The sequence below is a fragment of the Exiguobacterium sp. s125 genome, from assembly GCF_018618605.1.
Lineage (GTDB): Bacteria > Bacillota > Bacilli > Exiguobacteriales > Exiguobacteriaceae > Exiguobacterium_A > Exiguobacterium_A oxidotolerans.
This window is the reverse complement of the sequence record NZ_JACSMI010000001.1, coordinates 1,401,500-1,417,398: the sequence shown is the minus strand read 5'-3', so window position 1 is coordinate 1,417,398 and position 15,899 is coordinate 1,401,500. Positions and strand designations below refer to the sequence as shown.

14 protein-coding genes are annotated in these 15,899 nt (G+C 46.1%); 13 read left to right on the top strand and 1 reads right to left on the bottom strand.

Going from position 1 to position 15,899, the window contains the following annotated elements; genetic code table 11:
- The first annotated feature begins 24 nt into the window (after positions 1-24).
- The 4 genes from KNQ05_RS07230 (at position 25) to KNQ05_RS07215 (ending at position 4,302) form a co-directional block, all read left to right on the top strand.
- On the top strand, positions 25-786 hold the full coding sequence (locus KNQ05_RS07230) for a hypothetical protein (RefSeq protein ID WP_214804945.1): 762 nt from the start codon (positions 25-27) through the stop codon (positions 784-786).
- A complete protein-coding gene (locus KNQ05_RS07225; protein ID WP_214804943.1) occupies positions 783-1,364 on the top strand; it encodes a hypothetical protein in 582 nt (193 codons plus the stop codon). Before KNQ05_RS07230 ends, KNQ05_RS07225 begins: the two co-directional genes overlap by 4 nt.
- Before the next feature lie 557 nt (positions 1,365-1,921).
- On the top strand, positions 1,922-2,224 hold the full coding sequence (locus KNQ05_RS07220) for a type II toxin-antitoxin system HicB family antitoxin (RefSeq protein WP_088836784.1): 303 nt from the start codon (positions 1,922-1,924) through the stop codon (positions 2,222-2,224).
- A gap of 1,418 nt (positions 2,225-3,642) precedes the next feature.
- A complete protein-coding gene (locus KNQ05_RS07215) occupies positions 3,643-4,302 on the top strand; it encodes a hypothetical protein (protein ID WP_214804941.1) in 660 nt (219 codons plus the stop codon).
- Between the two features lie 481 nt (positions 4,303-4,783).
- Here the strand turns inward: KNQ05_RS07215 and KNQ05_RS07210 are convergent, their stop codons facing one another.
- Positions 4,784-5,278 (bottom strand): hypothetical protein, encoded by a 495-nt coding sequence (locus KNQ05_RS07210; protein WP_088836788.1) that lies wholly within the window; start codon positions 5,276-5,278, stop codon positions 4,784-4,786.
- Positions 5,279-5,533: 255 nt separating this feature from the next.
- Here KNQ05_RS07210 and acnA point away from each other — a divergent pair, with 255 nt between their 5' ends.
- From acnA to KNQ05_RS07165, 9 genes are all read left to right on the top strand, one after another.
- Positions 5,534-8,257 carry an aconitate hydratase AcnA gene (gene acnA, locus KNQ05_RS07205; protein ID WP_214804939.1) on the top strand — a complete coding sequence of 908 codons (2,724 nt, stop codon included), beginning with the start codon at positions 5,534-5,536 and terminating at the stop codon, positions 8,255-8,257.
- 65 nt (positions 8,258-8,322) lie between these two features.
- Positions 8,323-8,787 carry a DUF3939 domain-containing protein gene (locus KNQ05_RS07200; RefSeq protein WP_214804937.1) on the top strand — a complete coding sequence of 155 codons (465 nt, stop codon included), beginning with the start codon at positions 8,323-8,325 and terminating at the stop codon, positions 8,785-8,787.
- 198 nt (positions 8,788-8,985) lie between these two features.
- Positions 8,986-9,693 (top strand): hypothetical protein, encoded by a 708-nt coding sequence (locus KNQ05_RS07195; protein ID WP_088836791.1) that lies wholly within the window; start codon positions 8,986-8,988, stop codon positions 9,691-9,693.
- A gap of 76 nt (positions 9,694-9,769) precedes the next feature.
- Positions 9,770-12,013: an AAA family ATPase gene (locus KNQ05_RS07190; RefSeq protein WP_088836792.1), complete on the top strand. Its 2,244-nt coding sequence runs from the start codon at positions 9,770-9,772 to the stop codon at positions 12,011-12,013.
- 12 nt (positions 12,014-12,025) lie between these two features.
- Positions 12,026-12,460 (top strand): acyl-CoA thioesterase, encoded by a 435-nt coding sequence (locus tag KNQ05_RS07185; RefSeq protein ID WP_034801290.1) that lies wholly within the window; start codon positions 12,026-12,028, stop codon positions 12,458-12,460.
- Between the two features lie 95 nt (positions 12,461-12,555).
- A complete protein-coding gene (locus KNQ05_RS07180; protein ID WP_214804934.1) occupies positions 12,556-13,569 on the top strand; it encodes a M15 family metallopeptidase in 1,014 nt (337 codons plus the stop codon).
- A gap of 17 nt (positions 13,570-13,586) precedes the next feature.
- On the top strand, positions 13,587-14,198 hold the full coding sequence (gene plsY / locus KNQ05_RS07175) for a glycerol-3-phosphate 1-O-acyltransferase PlsY (protein WP_088836794.1): 612 nt from the start codon (positions 13,587-13,589) through the stop codon (positions 14,196-14,198).
- A 205-nt stretch (positions 14,199-14,403) separates the two neighbouring features.
- On the top strand, positions 14,404-15,168 hold the full coding sequence (locus KNQ05_RS07170) for a DeoR/GlpR family DNA-binding transcription regulator (RefSeq protein ID WP_029333368.1): 765 nt from the start codon (positions 14,404-14,406) through the stop codon (positions 15,166-15,168).
- A 24-nt stretch (positions 15,169-15,192) separates the two neighbouring features.
- Positions 15,193-15,852, top strand: coding sequence for a copper homeostasis protein CutC (locus tag KNQ05_RS07165; protein ID WP_088836795.1), 660 nt, complete (start codon positions 15,193-15,195; stop codon positions 15,850-15,852).
- Positions 15,853-15,899: the final 47 nt, after the last annotated feature.

Sequence of the window (15,899 nt, the reverse complement as noted above, 5' to 3'; positions counted from 1 at the left end):
CGCTGTTGAAGGAGGGAGGGTAACATGAAAAATGTAATTAAAGTACTGATTGTTTTGTCCGTCTCAATAGGTCTGATGTTGACAGGTTTTCCGTCAAACGAAGCCGTGGCGAAAAACAAAAAAGAAACACAACATGACACTTTTAAAAAGCTGAAACTGAATACGTCGATGACCAGCGTTGCGGAAGTCATGTATGGCAAGAACTATAAAAAACATCTGTGTGACCGCTCAGAAGATGAAGTGAAAGTTAATCTTTTATGCAGTGGTGAATTGAACGATTCCAATACATACGATAAAAGCGGGAAGCTAAAATATTTGAAGTATGAGTTTTATCTGTACCCAGATTCAAAGGTGCCGAATGAATCGGACAATACGGATGAAGTGACGTTCCAAACCGTCCGGATGTTGCTCGTATTTAAATCAAAAGAGCACAGCAAGCAGTTAAAGCTTGTCGAAAAACATTGGTTTGACGTATCCGTCGAAAATTCAAAACGTGTCTACAACAATCAAAAAATTGAAAAAGGCATGACGAAAAAGCAGTTGGATGACGTGCTGACTGGAACAGGGCTCGGGAGATACGAAGCCGTCTCGTATATCGACTATTCAAAAGTCGGGAAGCAATCCGGTAAAAAACAGCCTGTTTTTCCAAAGGCGTACAAGACGTATTCGTATTCCGTTTTGAATCAGAAAGAGAATACTCTGTACTTCTTCGAGATGAAGTACAGTCGGACGAAAAAAGAGTACGTCGTTTCGTATGTGGAGTCCTGGAGGGAGAACATTAAATGAAATGGAGAAAAAAATACTTGATTTTGTTATCCAGTGTTTTTTTGATTGCGGGATGCACAGACGATGCTGTGACATCTAAGCCTAAATCAGAAAATAAAAAAGTCACTGTTACAAATCAAATCATGAATCATGACCAGTTTGAACAGCTGTTTGCACACATGAACGAACACTTGAAGATTGATCATTTTCAGCTAAAAGCAAGTACGCGGGGTTCAGATTTCACAATCATCGACAAGGAATTAAGCTTTGGTAAAAGAAATTGGTTAACCGTTGATGGAAGTAGTGATAGTGCCTCAACACAAGAAAGCCTATATTTCGAAGATAAAAAACAGACGACGCAGTTGTCGGTCCACTTTGCCTACACCGACCACTACATAGGCGAAGATATGATCCAGTATCCCAGCAGCTCGGGCTATGACAAATTGAATCAAAAACTCGCGAATCAATCTGATTTAATACTTATCAGCTACAAGAATTTAGTGATTTCCGTCCAACAAAACAAACTAAGTAAAATAGACCTGGGAACGACAAAACTTGCAGTAAAGAGGATTATCAACGAATTAGAACACTTGAAGTAAATTCTTACTAAAACGAGAGAACTCACGAATGTATGAGTTCTGTCGTTTTTTATCTCTATTGAAACATTCTTCAGCATCACTAGACGCGCAATTGCACATGACTCCATCAATGCTCTAGACGTTTAAGTCGTAACTACTCTCCGAATCGGTACATAGTACATGTTCCTTTCCTTCGAGAACCACAGTATGACAATGTCTTCCTGGTGATAGTTAGAATTTAGCATATTATTCTGTCAATTCAATCGCTATTTGATGTGTCAAAGATGTTACGAACGTCGAATCCTGACAAGAACAGCAGTATCAACGTCTCCGCAGAATTTTTTTCAAAAAATGGATTGGATATGTATTCAAACTGTAAAATACGCCATCCTGAAAGAATAGTGTATTTTATTTGAAATTTAATCCTAAAAATTGGTTTTTGCTTATTATATAGTCCGTATGTTAGTTTTTGTATAGGAATATAGCTATTATCAGTTCGAATGTCCGTATTTCATGATACTCGACGATGCACATAAGATTTCATCAAGGAGGTACATCCATGCAAACATTTAAATACTATGCTGGTCACCCCAGATTTGGAGAATGATTGCTATCTCGTTCGATTTCCAGACCTAAAGAATGTTTTCACTGATGGCGAGACACTCTTGGAAACCGTGAAACACGCCGAAGAGGTGCTCGAGGGAATGTTAGAAGTCATGATCGATTACAATACGAAGTTCAATACACCTAGCCCCGTCTCCGATCTCAAGATTGAGGAAGGGGAGAGTCTGATCGCTGTTGAGGTACACGTTACACCTAAGGGAACGGATGGCGATTTCAAGCAGGAACTCATCGATGGTATCTATGCCGATGAGGATTGAGCGCCAGTGCTTCCTGAACGGCTCTATCGATAAAGTTCAGAGGGTGCGAACCAATGAATATGAAAAGGGGAGAAAATAAGTGAACGACAGATCGATGATACGAGACGCGCTTAAAAATACAATCGTCCCTGTATTACGTTCGCATGGTTTCAGGGGACGCTATCCTCATTTCAGACGTTTGCAAGGAGATCACTGTGAACTTCTTTGTTTATATATCGTTAAGCTTGGCGATGCTTTTTACATCGAGACTTCTAATTTTCCTTTGGAGGGATGTACGACGTATTGAGGAACATATCCCTCCAGATAAAGCTACGGTCGATTACATGCATCCTGACGAGAGAGTGCATGTAGGGAATTTCTTTTTTCACTTCGCTAATCTTCGAACTCTATCCGAACATGAAGAGTTAGCTAGAGAGGCGTTAAATCATCTAGGGTTAGGACAGTCTGAATGGAAGAGTAAATCGCGAGATCAAAAGAAGAAACAGAAGAACGTAGTATTCAAGTAAGGTACTTCCGTCATCGCGATGTGATAGGATCACGTACATGACGTATCGTTCACGTCACCATGAATGATATGGGAGTCGTTATTTTCTCGGTCGATAGTCTGCCAAGATTTCGTTCCACCTCGTGATGAACATATCGAAGTTCATAAAGCACTCGATTATGATAAGCAAGTTGTCTCTCTAGAAGATATGGGATTGATAAAGGTCCGATTGAATCCCCTTAGCGAGCGTTGAAATGTGAAAATTATTATCTACATAAATTTGTGGAGTTCACGAACCCCAGCTTACGACCAAAGTACGTTTACAATGAAGAACGATATCAACAACGATTAAACGGCTTAGCTCAGTTAAAATACAGAGTTAAGCCGATAAAGAGATTTATGTTATTTTCCCTATCTATTTGACGAGGAGCAGTTAAGTCTAACCATCCTCTTTTTATATTCTTAATCATCTGACATTCAAATCACCTAGTTAAACGATTGAACTAATAAAGACTAAACGAGTAGTCAGAAGAAAAAAATTTTTATTATTGCAGATGACATAACGTGTTGGATGAAGAAATCATGTGATTAATAGCACACCGGTTTCGTTAGATTAAACGCTATGTTATGGTTATATCAAGAAAAGGAGGGTTTAAATTGGAAAATAAGAAATATTATAAAAATCTTATTACCATTCGATTGGTAGCGACATTTCTGATACTTCTATCTCTAATTTTACCATACTTTGAGATAATGAAGTACAGTACAGTTCCATTTGTTGTTCTTATAACACTTTTTGTATTTTTTGTTATGGAAAACAGATATGGTAAAAAAATTGTAAGTAAATAGGTTTTACAAAATAATTATCAACTTATTGTTTCTAACACTACTATTAGTAGAATCATATCCCAAATTTTAATAGGAGGTTTTTTTGTTGAAATTTAAAGGATTTTTCCTCTTGTTGTCTATCTTGTTAGTTTTAAGTAGTTTTGCTGCAGGTGGAAACTACGTAAGTGCAGATGATTCACCATCAAATACAAATGAACTAAATCAAAAAACGATTGATTTAGTGGATAATTTTATAGTTTTTAAAGATAATAATTTTGTGATTGAAAATACTGAGATTCTAACCACTAAAATTGGTGAAGAAGAGTTTGCTAAAGTTAATGCAGAGATTGCTGATAAAAATGCCTTGTTAAGTGAACTTACAACAGAAGAACTTGACAGCATAGCTGTAGTTGATAATCATGTTCAGTTTTTAGATCAAAATGTATCGGCAAGAGCTAGCAGTAAAGGTAAAAATGCTCTTGAAGTTCACTGGTGGGGTTATAAGGTATTTTTAAATGACAATTTAACAAATACTACAGCTCAGGCTTTGGCGGGTGGATCTGGTACTGCTGCACTTGTAGCTATTTGGGCGCCTTGGTTCTCAGCTCCTACGGCTATTGTGAAAGCTGTAGCTACAAGTGCGGTAGTTGTTTTGGGTGGTTCCTCTGCGATGTTTTATAAAACAAATAAAGGTAAAGGTATCTATTTAAGATTTACTGGGATTTTACCAGCTAACGTAATTTATACTGGCATGTTTTCTCAATAAGAAAGACATATAAGCCAAATAATTATATTGTTTTTAAAGAAGAATAAATAACATTTTAAATGCCAATCTCTCAGTCAATTCAGATTTTAAACAAGGGGACTGACTCAAAAGAGAGTGCGTCTTTTGATTAAACTGAACGAAGGGAGGCAGATGATTGGATTAAATCCGATTATCTGCCTCCCTTTTCTTTCTTTTTCAATTGATGTATTAGATTAGAAACGGTTTTTTGACCAGTTTTCGGAGATTATGAGCGATAGCTACCAACCCGAATTCCAGTTCTGTTTGATGGACCCAAACACAGACTCGACTTCGATTTTCCGCTTGTTGAAGACGGACTTATCGTTTGGAGATCCGAGATTCTTTTCATATTTTGTTTTAGACCAAGCCATTTGGATGAGCGACATACAATTGTTCATCAACTATCTACATCAAAAACGCCCCCGAAAAAGGGGGGGCGAAGCAAACACCTTAAATTTTTAAATCACACCGTCTCATCCGTAAACGTTTCACCCGTCCGGCGCACGGTCGCTTCGAGTTCGGCCGCAATTGCATTGATCGCTTCTGAATCTTCATTGACTTCACTGATGATGATGACACCGTAGTGATCGGCACTGATTTGGTTCAGCGTCCGGTTAAATAAATCAAACGAATCGCGTTCGTTTTTTTCGTCCCGGTTTGCGCCGATCAAGTATCCGGCAACAGAACCGACGAGCATCCCGAATGGTCCACCGACGACACCGACTGCCATCCCGATCATTGAGCCTTTGAACGATTGATCCTGCTGCGTAAAGTCGATCGCATCGATGAACGAAAACCCGTCCGTCTCATCGCGTTTCGCTAAAACCATCTGCTCCATCTCGATTTCTTTAATCGCTTCGAGGTCCTTGATCATCTCAAAGCCAGTTTTGGCTTTTTCTAAATCGTTGAAAATAATCGTCGTAACGACGTGGGTTGCATCATTTTTATATTCTGCCATAATTTCCGCCTCCAGAAAGTTCTGATGTCGTTCTACAGTTTAGTAGTACCCGGAACGGAAGTATCGAAAACTAGAAACGTTAACTCCGCCTAAGCATATGATTGATATAACTTCTCAATTAGGCGATAAGGAAAACTTATCACAAGTCTTTTGTTCTTTCAAATTGTAACGAGACCCATATTATACTATGATAGAGCTGTACAAGTAAGCGGTATCAGGGGCTTGATGTCGTCAACACTTAAAGGGGGAATCAGCATGAAACAAACGCAATCAACGCAAGACGTGTTTGGTGCACGCCGTTCGTTTGAAGCGAACGGTAAAAATTACAACTATTACAGCCTGGAAAAATTAGAAGAACTCGGACTAACGGAAGTCAAACGTCTTCCATATTCAATCCGTGTCCTGCTTGAATCGGTTCTTCGTCAACAAGATGGTCGCTCAATCACGAAAGAACACGTCGAAAACTTGGCGAAATGGGGAACTGCCCAAGTTTCGAACGATATCGACGTCCCGTTCAAACCGTCACGCGTCATCTTGCAAGATTTCACAGGTGTTCCGACTGTCGTCGATCTCGCATCACTCCGTAAAGCGATGCAGGACCTCGGTGGAGATCCATCAGTCATCAACCCGGAAGTTCCAGTTGACCTCGTCGTCGACCACTCGGTCCAAGTCGATGCCTACGGTTTCGCTGGCGCACTCGCTGAAAACATGGATCTTGAGTTCGAACGCAACGAAGAGCGTTACAAATTATTACGCTGGGCAACGACGGCATTCGACAACTACCGTGCCGTTCCACCGGCAACAGGAATCGTCCACCAAGTCAACCTCGAGTACTTGGCATCAGTCGTCCTTGAAAAAGAAACGGCAGACGGCACAGTCGACGTCTATCCGGATACACTCGTTGGAACAGACTCACATACGACGATGATCAACGGTCTTGGTGTCCTCGGATGGGGCGTCGGTGGAATCGAAGCGGAAGCCGGCATGCTCGGACAACCGTCATTCTTCCCAGTTCCTGAAGTCATCGGTGTCCGCATCACAGGTGAAATGCACCCGGGAACAACAGCAACGGACGTTGCCCTTCGCGTGACGGAAATGCTCCGTCAACAAAACGTTGTCGGTAAATTCGTTGAGTTCTTCGGTCCATCACTTCACTTGATGTCATTATCTGACCGTGCGACGATCGCCAACATGGCACCAGAATACGGTGCGACATGCGGATTCTTCCCAGTCGATACAGAAACGTTGACGTACCTTCGCTTGACAGGTCGTGAAGAAGAGTTGATCGAGAAAGTTGAAAACTACTCGAAAGCAAACGGCTTGTTCTACACACCACAAAACGAAGATCCAACGTTCACGAAAACAGTTGAACTTGATCTTTCAACAATCGTTCCTGCGCTTGCTGGGCCAAAACGTCCACAAGACCGGATTGATTTGACAGACGTCCACACGTCATTCGAAAAAGCGTTGACAGCGCCGCAAGGCAATGCTGGATTCGGTCTTTCTGAAGACGAAAAAGATAAAGTCGCAGTCGTCCAGTTCGAAGACGAAGCGGTCGAAATGCGTACAGGGGACCTAGCAATCGCAGCCATCACAAGCTGTACGAACACATCAAACCCTTACGTCATGATCGGTGCCGGACTCGTTGCGAAAAAAGCAATCGACCTCGGCTTGACAGTTCCAAAATACGTCAAGACGTCACTTGCTCCGGGATCAAAAGTCGTAACGGATTACCTTGAGAAATCAGGACTTCAACCGTACCTCGATGAGCTCGGATTCAACACGGTCGGTTACGGTTGTACGACATGTATCGGGAACTCGGGTCCACTCGACCGTGCTGTCGAAGATGCAATTCTCGGTTCAGACCTGCTCGTCTCATCTGTCCTCTCGGGTAACCGTAACTTTGAAGGTCGGGTTCACCCGCTCGTCAAAGCCAACTACTTGGCATCACCACCGCTCGTCGTTGCATACGCAATCGCGGGAACAGTTGATGTTGATATCATGAACGCATCACTCGGAACAGGTAAAGACGGACAAGAAGTTTTCTTCGCGGACATCTGGCCGTCACGTGACGAAATTCAGACGATCATCAACACAGTCGTCACACCACAAAGCTTCCGTGCTGAATATGATTCAGTCTTCACAGGAAACGAACGTTGGAACAACCTCGACGTCCCGACAGGCGATCAATATGACTTCGACGAAGCGTCGACATATATCCAAAACCCGCCGTTCTTCGAGAACTTGGCGAAGGAAGCTGGACATGTTGAAGCATTGAATGATCTCCGTGTGTTCGGTAAATTTGCGGATTCTGTTACGACAGACCACATTTCACCAGCCGGATCATTCTCGAAAACGACACCAGCCGGTCAATACCTCGTCAATAAAGGCGTTGCACCAAAAGACTTCAACTCATACGGATCACGTCGTGGTAACCACGAAATCATGATGCGCGGGACATTCGCGAACATCCGGATCCGTAACCAAGTCGCACCGGGAACAGAAGGCGGATTCACGACGTACTGGCCAACTGGTGAAACGATGGCGATGTACGATGCTGCGATGAAGTATAAAGAAGATGGCACAGGTCTCGTCATCCTCGCTGGTAAAGACTATGGTATGGGCTCGTCGCGTGACTGGGCAGCAAAAGGAACGAACTTGCTCGGCGTTAAAGCCGTCATCGCCGAGAGTTTCGAGCGGATTCACCGTTCGAACCTTGTCATGATGGGTGTCCTACCACTTCAATACGTCGCCGGTACGTCTGCTGAGTCACTTGGTTTAACAGGTGAGGAAGCAATCAGTATCGCAATCGACGAATCTGTCCGTCCACGTGACATCATTCAGTTGACAGCGACAGCTGCTGACGGAAAAGTCACGAAGTTTGAAGCGATTGCCCGCTTTGACTCGGAGGTCGACATCGATTACTACCGCCACGGTGGAATCTTACCGATGGTCCTTCGCGAACGTCTTCAAAAATAAGGGATTGTCGTTGATTGAAAAGGTGGGGGGAACCCCGCCTTTTTCTATAGGAGGGAGGCCAGCCGATGAGTCGGTTCAAAAAGTGGTTTCAGCCGAAAGAGGAAGAACCTTTACCGATTCGTGATGTTACGCTCGATGAAGTCAAACAAGCGACCCACGAATTTGAGTTGATGTTACCGAAAGGGACGAACCGGACGGTCTTACTCGACGAAGCACAGAAAATTGATTTAGACCGCCTGGCTGTCCACCTCGGTGTCCGGTCGACACAAAGCTTTTACATGTCGCGGGAGACGTTCGCAATCATGGAAGCAAAAGACCGGGACATCGTCTATGAGATGGATCACGTCCAGCTCGCCGTTGATCGCTATTTTGATAAAGAAGGCAAGTTACCATTGAAAAAGTACACGAAGACATTTCAAGTCGATTGTGCGATGTTGTTTGCGACAGGCTATTTACGCGAATTGCCACAGCATTCGTATTACCTCGTCGACGAATCGATGATCATCGCACGTGAACCAAAAGAAAATTAACCGAAGACGGGATGAATCGCGCGCACGTGATTCATTTCGTCTTTTTTTGTCAATTTGTATGTTCGATGAACGGAATCGTTCAAAAGTCTGCCGTATTTCCTCAGAAATCAGTTGAACTTAGACAAACCCTTTGTATTCTAGGCGTAAAACCGATACCATTAACTATGAATCGAGACTGATTAGGATGGTGTACATGGCATGACGAAACGAACGAGTACATGGATTGCTGTAGCAATCGTGGCAATGGCGATACTCCTTGCCTATAATTTTTATTTACTGAATACGACACAGACCTCTAAAGAGGATGAAGCGACTCCCGTCAAACCGTTCTATACGATGTCCCGCATCCAGTATGTCGAAAAGAAATTATCGACGAAGGAAGATGCACTCGAAGCTCGGACGTACGAAGTCGTATTTGACGATCAGGGTCATTTCCGAACGGAAGTCATTGAAGGACCTTCGACAGGCACGACGGCGATTTGGGACGGTGAAATGTTCCGGGAATACGACGCTGACGGCAAGCTAGTCAATGAGACGGAAGCATCGAAAAGTGTCAGTGCGCCGCGCCCATTCTTATCGCGTGGCTTCAATGAACAAATCCTCGACTTCATCGATAAAGGTGACTTTGGTCAAATCGAGGGCGAGGCGGATATTGCCGGCAATGCAGCAGACGTCTACGTCAAAAAAGAACCGGCAAGCACGGTTCCGGATGAGTGGATTAAACAGTATCCATCGTTCTTCGATAAAGAAGACAATCAAGAAGAAGCGACATATTATGTCGCATCCGACCGTTCGAAAGTCTTAGGGGCGGAGTCACGGAATAACGGTAAGTTATTCTATTCCGTCAAAATGAAAAAAATCGAGTCGTTGGATGAATTTGATCCAGCTTGGTTAAAAATGAAGTAATCGAAAAACCGACTTGAACGTCGCACATCGTGGCGACAAAAGTCGGTTTTTTCGAGAAGTAGGAGGGACTAAAGCGATGGAAGCATTCTCGAAAGAGGAGATGTTCAAACAAATTGAAGCCTGGGAACAGGGTGAAAAAGTCGAGGAGGTCCGCGCCTTACGCTACGCACAAAGTAGTCGGCTGTTAAAAGAGACGGAAGCACTCGTCCGGATTCTCGCGCTACTCGTCGAACACCGGTACATCATGACGGGACGGATTGATGCGCTGGCAGAAAGCTGGATTCAAGAAATCAAACAACACGGTCGCTTACCGGAACGCTTGGAGCAATTGATGATCGAACAACAATTACAAGGCAGTTATCAACTGCTCGTCGCGAACACGTTCCCGACGATTCGTGAGACGGATAATGCCAATGCGAAACGATCGGCGACAAAAGATATGATTCAGCAGGCGAGTCAAATCGTACAAGAAACAGAACAAGTCGTCGAATTGACGGAACGGCTGCGGCGGATCGATGCGACGCGCTGGACGGAATTGTTCGAGGCGGCGAAAGCGCTCCTCTTGTCGAGTGCCCGACTCGAACAGACGGCGACGGACTTTGTCAACAGTTTACAGGAACGGTTTTATTCACGCGAAGCCTTTCGGGAGATGACAGAGCTGAAGGTGACGGCGACGGAAGAATTACGCCGTGTCGTCTCACTGCTCCCGATTGAGATCAAACAAGTCGAACGCTCGGCACTCGAGGAACTCGATGCGATGATTGGACTCGAAGACATCAAGTTACGTGTCCATCAAATGTACCGTTTCTTGAAGTACCAGCAAAAACGGACGGAAGACGGTTACCGGTCGAGTGACCAGCCGTCACTGCACATGATTTTCATGGGTAACCCCGGTACCGGAAAAACGACGCTCGCTCGTCTGATGGCGAAAATCTATCATGAACTCGGATTGCTTGAACGGGCGGAAGTCGTCGAGACGGACCGGTCGTCGCTCGTCGGTGCATTCGTCGGTCAGACAGAAGAACAGGTCATGAGTAAAGTCCGGGAGGCGGTCGGTGGTGTCCTCTTCATCGATGAGGCCTATGCCTTGAAACGGTCCGGTCAAAGCGGGAATGATTACGGACAGGCGGCAATCGATACGCTCGTTGCGGCGATGACGAGCGGGGAATACGCGGGACGTTTCGCCGTTGTCCTCGCCGGTTATCCGGAAGAGATGCGTGACTTCCTAAAAGCGAATCCGGGACTCCGGAGCCGTTTTCCGGAATCGAACCATTATCTGCTCGCCGACTATACGGATCAGGAATTGCTTGAAATCGGTCGGTCGATTGCGACGTCTAACGATTATGTCCTGACGGATCAAGCGGAGCGGACGCTACTTGCGCGACTCGAGCGCGAACGGGTCGACTCGAGTTTCGGAAACGGGCGTGCCGTCCGTAACATCGTCCTCGATGCAATCTTCAAAAAGGGTGCGAGTCTCGGCGAAAGTGCGAGTCATGAAGACTTTGCCCTGCTCGAACAAGCGGATTTCGAACTCGCGGCACCGGAAGACGAGTCGATCGATGCAAGGTTAGCGTCACTCGTCGGTCTGACGGAACTCAAGGCAGAACTCAAACAAATCCAGGCACTGCTCTCGATGCAACAGCGTCGCCAGGAAGCAGGCTTTAAAGTCTTACCGGTCGAACTGCATGCCGTCTTTAGCGGCAACAGCGGAACGGGTAAAACGACGGTCGCCGCCCTTTATGCTGACGTGTTGCGTCAAGCGGGATATTTGAAACGCGGACATTTGAAAGTCGTCAGTCGCGCCGACCTCGTCTCCGGTTATGTCGGACAGACGGCGCAACAGACGCGGGACGTCATCCGTGACGCACTCGGTGGTGTCCTCTTCATCGATGAAGCCTATTCGTTGAACGGCGGGGCAAATGACTTCGGCAAGGAAGCAATCGATACGCTCGTCGATGAGATGACGAAACATAGCGATAATCTCGTCGTCGTTCTCGCCGGTTACGAGCAACCGATGCAAGCATTACTCGCAAGCAATCCCGGTCTGAAGTCACGCTTTAAGCGGGAACTCCACTTCCCGAACTACGCGAAAGACGAGTTGATTGAAATCATCGTCAACTACGCGGAACGCTACGGGTATGTCTTGACGGAAGAAGCGCGTCTGGCGTTAGATGAACAGATTCAGGTCGTGCCGAACGGAAACGCCCGTGCCGCGATTACGATCGTCGAGCGGGCAATCGCGAAACAGTCCGTCCGATTGATTGACAAAGCGAGTGTCAGCGGTTCAGAATGGTCCTATCTTGAAAAAGAGGATTTTTAAGGGGGAAGCTACATGCACACGATTGAAATACCGGTTCGCTATGCGGAAACGGACATGATGGGGATCGTCTATCACTCGAACTATCTCGTTTATCTTGAAATCGCCCGGACGGAGCTGATTAAGTCGCTCGGTCTTGATTATAAGGAAATGGAAGAGGCAGGCTACGTCTCACCGGTTACGAACGTCAATCTCGACTACAAACGGTCATTGACGTATGGCGATACGGCGACGGTCTCGGTCTGGATCAGCCATTACGACGGACTTCGGACGATTTACGGCTATGAAGTCAAAAATGCGGATGGTCAACTTGCTGTCGCTGGAAAAACGACCCATGTCGTCGTCAAAAAAGAGAATTTCCGACCGATTCGTTTACCAAAGGTCTTTCCGAACTGGCATGCCATCTATGAACAGATGAGTGCTGAGGATGCACGACTCGTTTCGAACTAAGCCTAAGCCCTCAGCAGGATTTCTTGCTGGAGGGCTTTTCTATTGCGTCAATTAGAGGTAACATAGAATAGCACGAAGGAAGAGGGGAATACACGATGAAGAAAATCGTAGCAGTCAGCACGTTAGCGCTCCTCCTTGCAGGATGTAATCCTGGGGATCAAGGCGCAGAAGATGCCACTAAAACAGAAGATGCGACAAAAGAAAAAACGGATGACAACGTCGCCCAAGAAGATAAGAAGACAGACGCAGAAGTAGCGAAAGAAAAAGAAGCAGAAGAAGCAAAAAAAGAAGCGGACGCGAAAGCAGCTGCTGACAAGAAGGCTGCGGAAGAAAAAGCAGCAGAAGATAAGGCAGCAGCAGACAAGAAGGCAGCAGAAGAGAAAGCCGCTGCTGATAAAAAAGCCGCAGACGATAAAGCAACTGAGGATAAAAAGGATGATGGTAAAACAACATCGTCGCAAGATCCTGAGCCGGATAAAAAGTCTGAACCGGAATCAGAGACACCGGACGTCGATAAATCGGATACGAAAGCCGATTTAGGACTCAATGAACTCGTCGTCGTCAACAAGAAATACAGTCTGCCAATCGACTACAAACCGTCTGATCTCGTCGTTCCAGACATCAGCTTCTCTTATTCGGGTGTGCTCGAACAAAGTTACATGCGCGCACCTGCCGCAAAACAAATTGAGAAGATGTTCGCAGCCGCTAAAGCAGACGGCGTGACATTGAATGCGGTCAGTGGTTTCCGGTCCGGTCAACGCCAGACGGTCCTCTACAATAACTATGTCGCACGAGACGGGAAAGCAGCAGCCGATCAATATTCGGCACGTCCTGGTCACAGTGAACACCAGACAGGGCTCGTCTTCGATATTTCAGCACCGAGCGTCGGAAACGGCTTGACAGCTGAACTCGGCAACACAAAAGAAGGTAAGTGGATTGCGAACAATGCGGCGAAGTATGGTTTCATCGTTCGTTATGATAAAGGGTTCCAAGCGCGGACAGGGTATACGTATGAACCATGGCATATTCGTTACGTCGGTGTCGGTCCTGCAACACAAATCAAAAATAATGGACAGACTCTCGAAGAATATATGAAGGTCGGTCATTAATACTTTGGAGGTTGACCATGATTGAAATCATTGGGATTTTGATTCTCGGCTATCTGCTTGGATCGATACCATTTGCGTTACTTGTCGGAAAATGGGGACACGGGATAGATATCCGCCAGCACGGGAGCGGTAACTTAGGAACGACGAATACGTTTCGTGTCTTAGGTAAAAAAGCCGGGATCATCGTCTTGATTGGGGATCTCGGTAAGGGGGCGGTCGCGAGTCTCGCCCCAATTCTGCTCGCGTCAGAACTCCATCCACTCTTTGCCGGTATTGCGGCAGTCATCGGACATATTTATCCGATCTTCGCAAAGTTCAAAGGTGGAAAAGCTGTCGCGACATCAGGTGGGATGTTGCTCGTGACGAGTCCACTCTTATTCTTGATTTTGCTCGTCTCGTTCTTAACGACGCTTCGTTTCAGTCGAATGGTGTCGCTCAGCTCGATTGTCGCGGCAAGCATCGGAATCGTCGCTGCCGTGTCGATCGGCATCGTACAACACGACTGGATCGTTCCGACGTTCTTTACCGTACTTGCTTTGTTCGTCATCTTCAAGCACCGCGATAACATCGGTCGGATTCGTCAAGGGACAGAGTCGAAGATTCCATTGTTCGATAAAGAAAAGCAATAACAGTCTGACTTTAGTCCACCTTTATTCATGTCATCCGTGAATAAAGGTAGACTTTTTTTGTCTGAGGGACGTGTTAATTCTGAAAAAATGAGGAATTCAACAACAATTCATAGGAAGCACACGTTTTTTTACACCGGATTTACAAGACCTTTACAGACGTTCGGTACACTAGAACTAGTACTCGTTAATGAAGGGGGAAGGTCGTGTGTCGTTACTCGGAGAAGAACGAAAAGGACAAATCATGAAATGGCTGGAAGAAGAAGGGAAAGTCATGACGAAAGATTTAATTGATCGATTGGATGTTTCAGGGGAGACCGTCCGTCGCTACCTGGAGGAACTCGAGCGGGACCGCCAACTCAAACGTGTTTATGGGGGAGCCATCTATCAAGGCGGGAAACCGGAATCGCCGATTTCCCGTCGGACGGATCAATTGTCGCGTCGTCTCGCGCGTTACGCGAAAGGCTGGCTCAGTGAATACTCCTGTATCTTTTTAGGAAAAGGGGAACCCGTCGAGCACTTATTGCCGTACTTAACGGGAACGGCGACGATTGTGACGAACTCGCTGTCGATCGCAAACCATCTGGAACAATGTCGTAAAAATGGACCGTTCAGCGGTGAAATCCGCTTACTTGGGGGAACTGTCGACACCTATGGTCAAACGGTCGGTGTCGAAGTGTTGCAAGCACTTGATTCCTATGCGTTTGATGCCTGTTTCCTTGCATTTGACGGCGCAGAAATCGAACGAGGCTTCGTTAGTGACGACATCGAGTCATCCTTGATTCAAAAAGCCGTCATCGGTTGTACGAAAGACGTCTATGCCTTTTTAGCATGTGACGAGTTTGAGGGGAACCGCAAGTATAAAGTCGCCGAGTTCCGACGGGCTAAAATCGTCCTCAGTCCTTCGACCTATCCACCATCATGGGAGATGAAGTTGTTTAACGAACGGGTGAACTGGACCGTCGTCTCGTGATACACTGATGCGGGAGGGATGTACATGTTAGAAGTAATCGCAGCAACCGTCGAAGAGGCGACGGCTGCAGAACAAGCAGGCGCAGATCGACTCGAGCTCGTATCTGCCTTATCGGAAGGTGGACTGACACCAAGTTACGGATTGATTCGTCAAGTTCTTTCAGCGGTAGAAATCCCGGTCCATGTCCTTGTCCGGCCACATAGTAAGTCATTTGTTTATTCAGAAGCGGATCAGGAAACGATCATCACCGATATCGATCTGATTCGTGAATTAGGGGCTGCCGGCATCGTCGTCGGTTCGTTGACAGCGGATGGACGGATTGATGAAGGATTCCTTGGTCGCGTCATCAAACACAAAGGGGAGCTGTCGCTGACGTTCCACCGGGCCATCGACAGCAGCCGTGATATCCACGAAGCAGCAGAGGTCTTAGCCGACTTCCCGGAAGTCGACCGTATTTTGACGTCGGGTGCCAAAGCAACGGCGCTCGAAGGACAAGCGGTCATCGCGGAACTTGTTGAACGCCACGAGGAATTGACGATTTTACCGGGCTCCGGCATTACCGTCGAAGCAGCAAAAGAGTTATTGGAAACGACGAAAGCGACCGAACTCCACGTCGGCTCAGCAGTTCTCGTTAACGGAAAAGTCGATGCATCAAGAGTGTCGGCTTTGAAATCACTTCTTTAAAGAAACATCGGTTACGAGAGGCGCATCTTCCCTGAATGGGAGGGTGT

What these genes read in the sequence shown, in the direction of transcription:
- KNQ05_RS07230 (WP_214804945.1), top strand. Translation starts at nt 25, where the DNA reads ATGAAAAATGTAATTAAAGTACTGATTGTTTTGTCCGTCTCAATAGGT.
- KNQ05_RS07225 (WP_214804943.1), top strand. Translation starts at nt 783, where the DNA reads ATGAAATGGAGAAAAAAATACTTGATTTTGTTATCCAGTGTTTTTTTG.
- KNQ05_RS07220 (WP_088836784.1), top strand. Translation starts at nt 1,922, where the DNA reads ATGCTGGTCACCCCAGATTTGGAGAATGATTGCTATCTCGTTCGATTT.
- KNQ05_RS07210 (WP_088836788.1), bottom strand. Translation starts at nt 5,278, where the DNA reads ATGGCAGAATATAAAAATGATGCAACCCACGTCGTTACGACGATTATT.
- acnA (WP_214804939.1), top strand. Translation starts at nt 5,534, where the DNA reads ATGAAACAAACGCAATCAACGCAAGACGTGTTTGGTGCACGCCGTTCG.
- KNQ05_RS07200 (WP_214804937.1), top strand. Translation starts at nt 8,323, where the DNA reads ATGAGTCGGTTCAAAAAGTGGTTTCAGCCGAAAGAGGAAGAACCTTTA.
- KNQ05_RS07195 (WP_088836791.1), top strand. Translation starts at nt 8,986, where the DNA reads ATGACGAAACGAACGAGTACATGGATTGCTGTAGCAATCGTGGCAATG.
- KNQ05_RS07190 (WP_088836792.1), top strand. Translation starts at nt 9,770, where the DNA reads ATGGAAGCATTCTCGAAAGAGGAGATGTTCAAACAAATTGAAGCCTGG.
- KNQ05_RS07185 (WP_034801290.1), top strand. Translation starts at nt 12,026, where the DNA reads ATGCACACGATTGAAATACCGGTTCGCTATGCGGAAACGGACATGATG.
- KNQ05_RS07180 (WP_214804934.1), top strand. Translation starts at nt 12,556, where the DNA reads ATGAAGAAAATCGTAGCAGTCAGCACGTTAGCGCTCCTCCTTGCAGGA.
- plsY (WP_088836794.1), top strand. Translation starts at nt 13,587, where the DNA reads ATGATTGAAATCATTGGGATTTTGATTCTCGGCTATCTGCTTGGATCG.
- KNQ05_RS07165 (WP_088836795.1), top strand. Translation starts at nt 15,193, where the DNA reads ATGTTAGAAGTAATCGCAGCAACCGTCGAAGAGGCGACGGCTGCAGAA.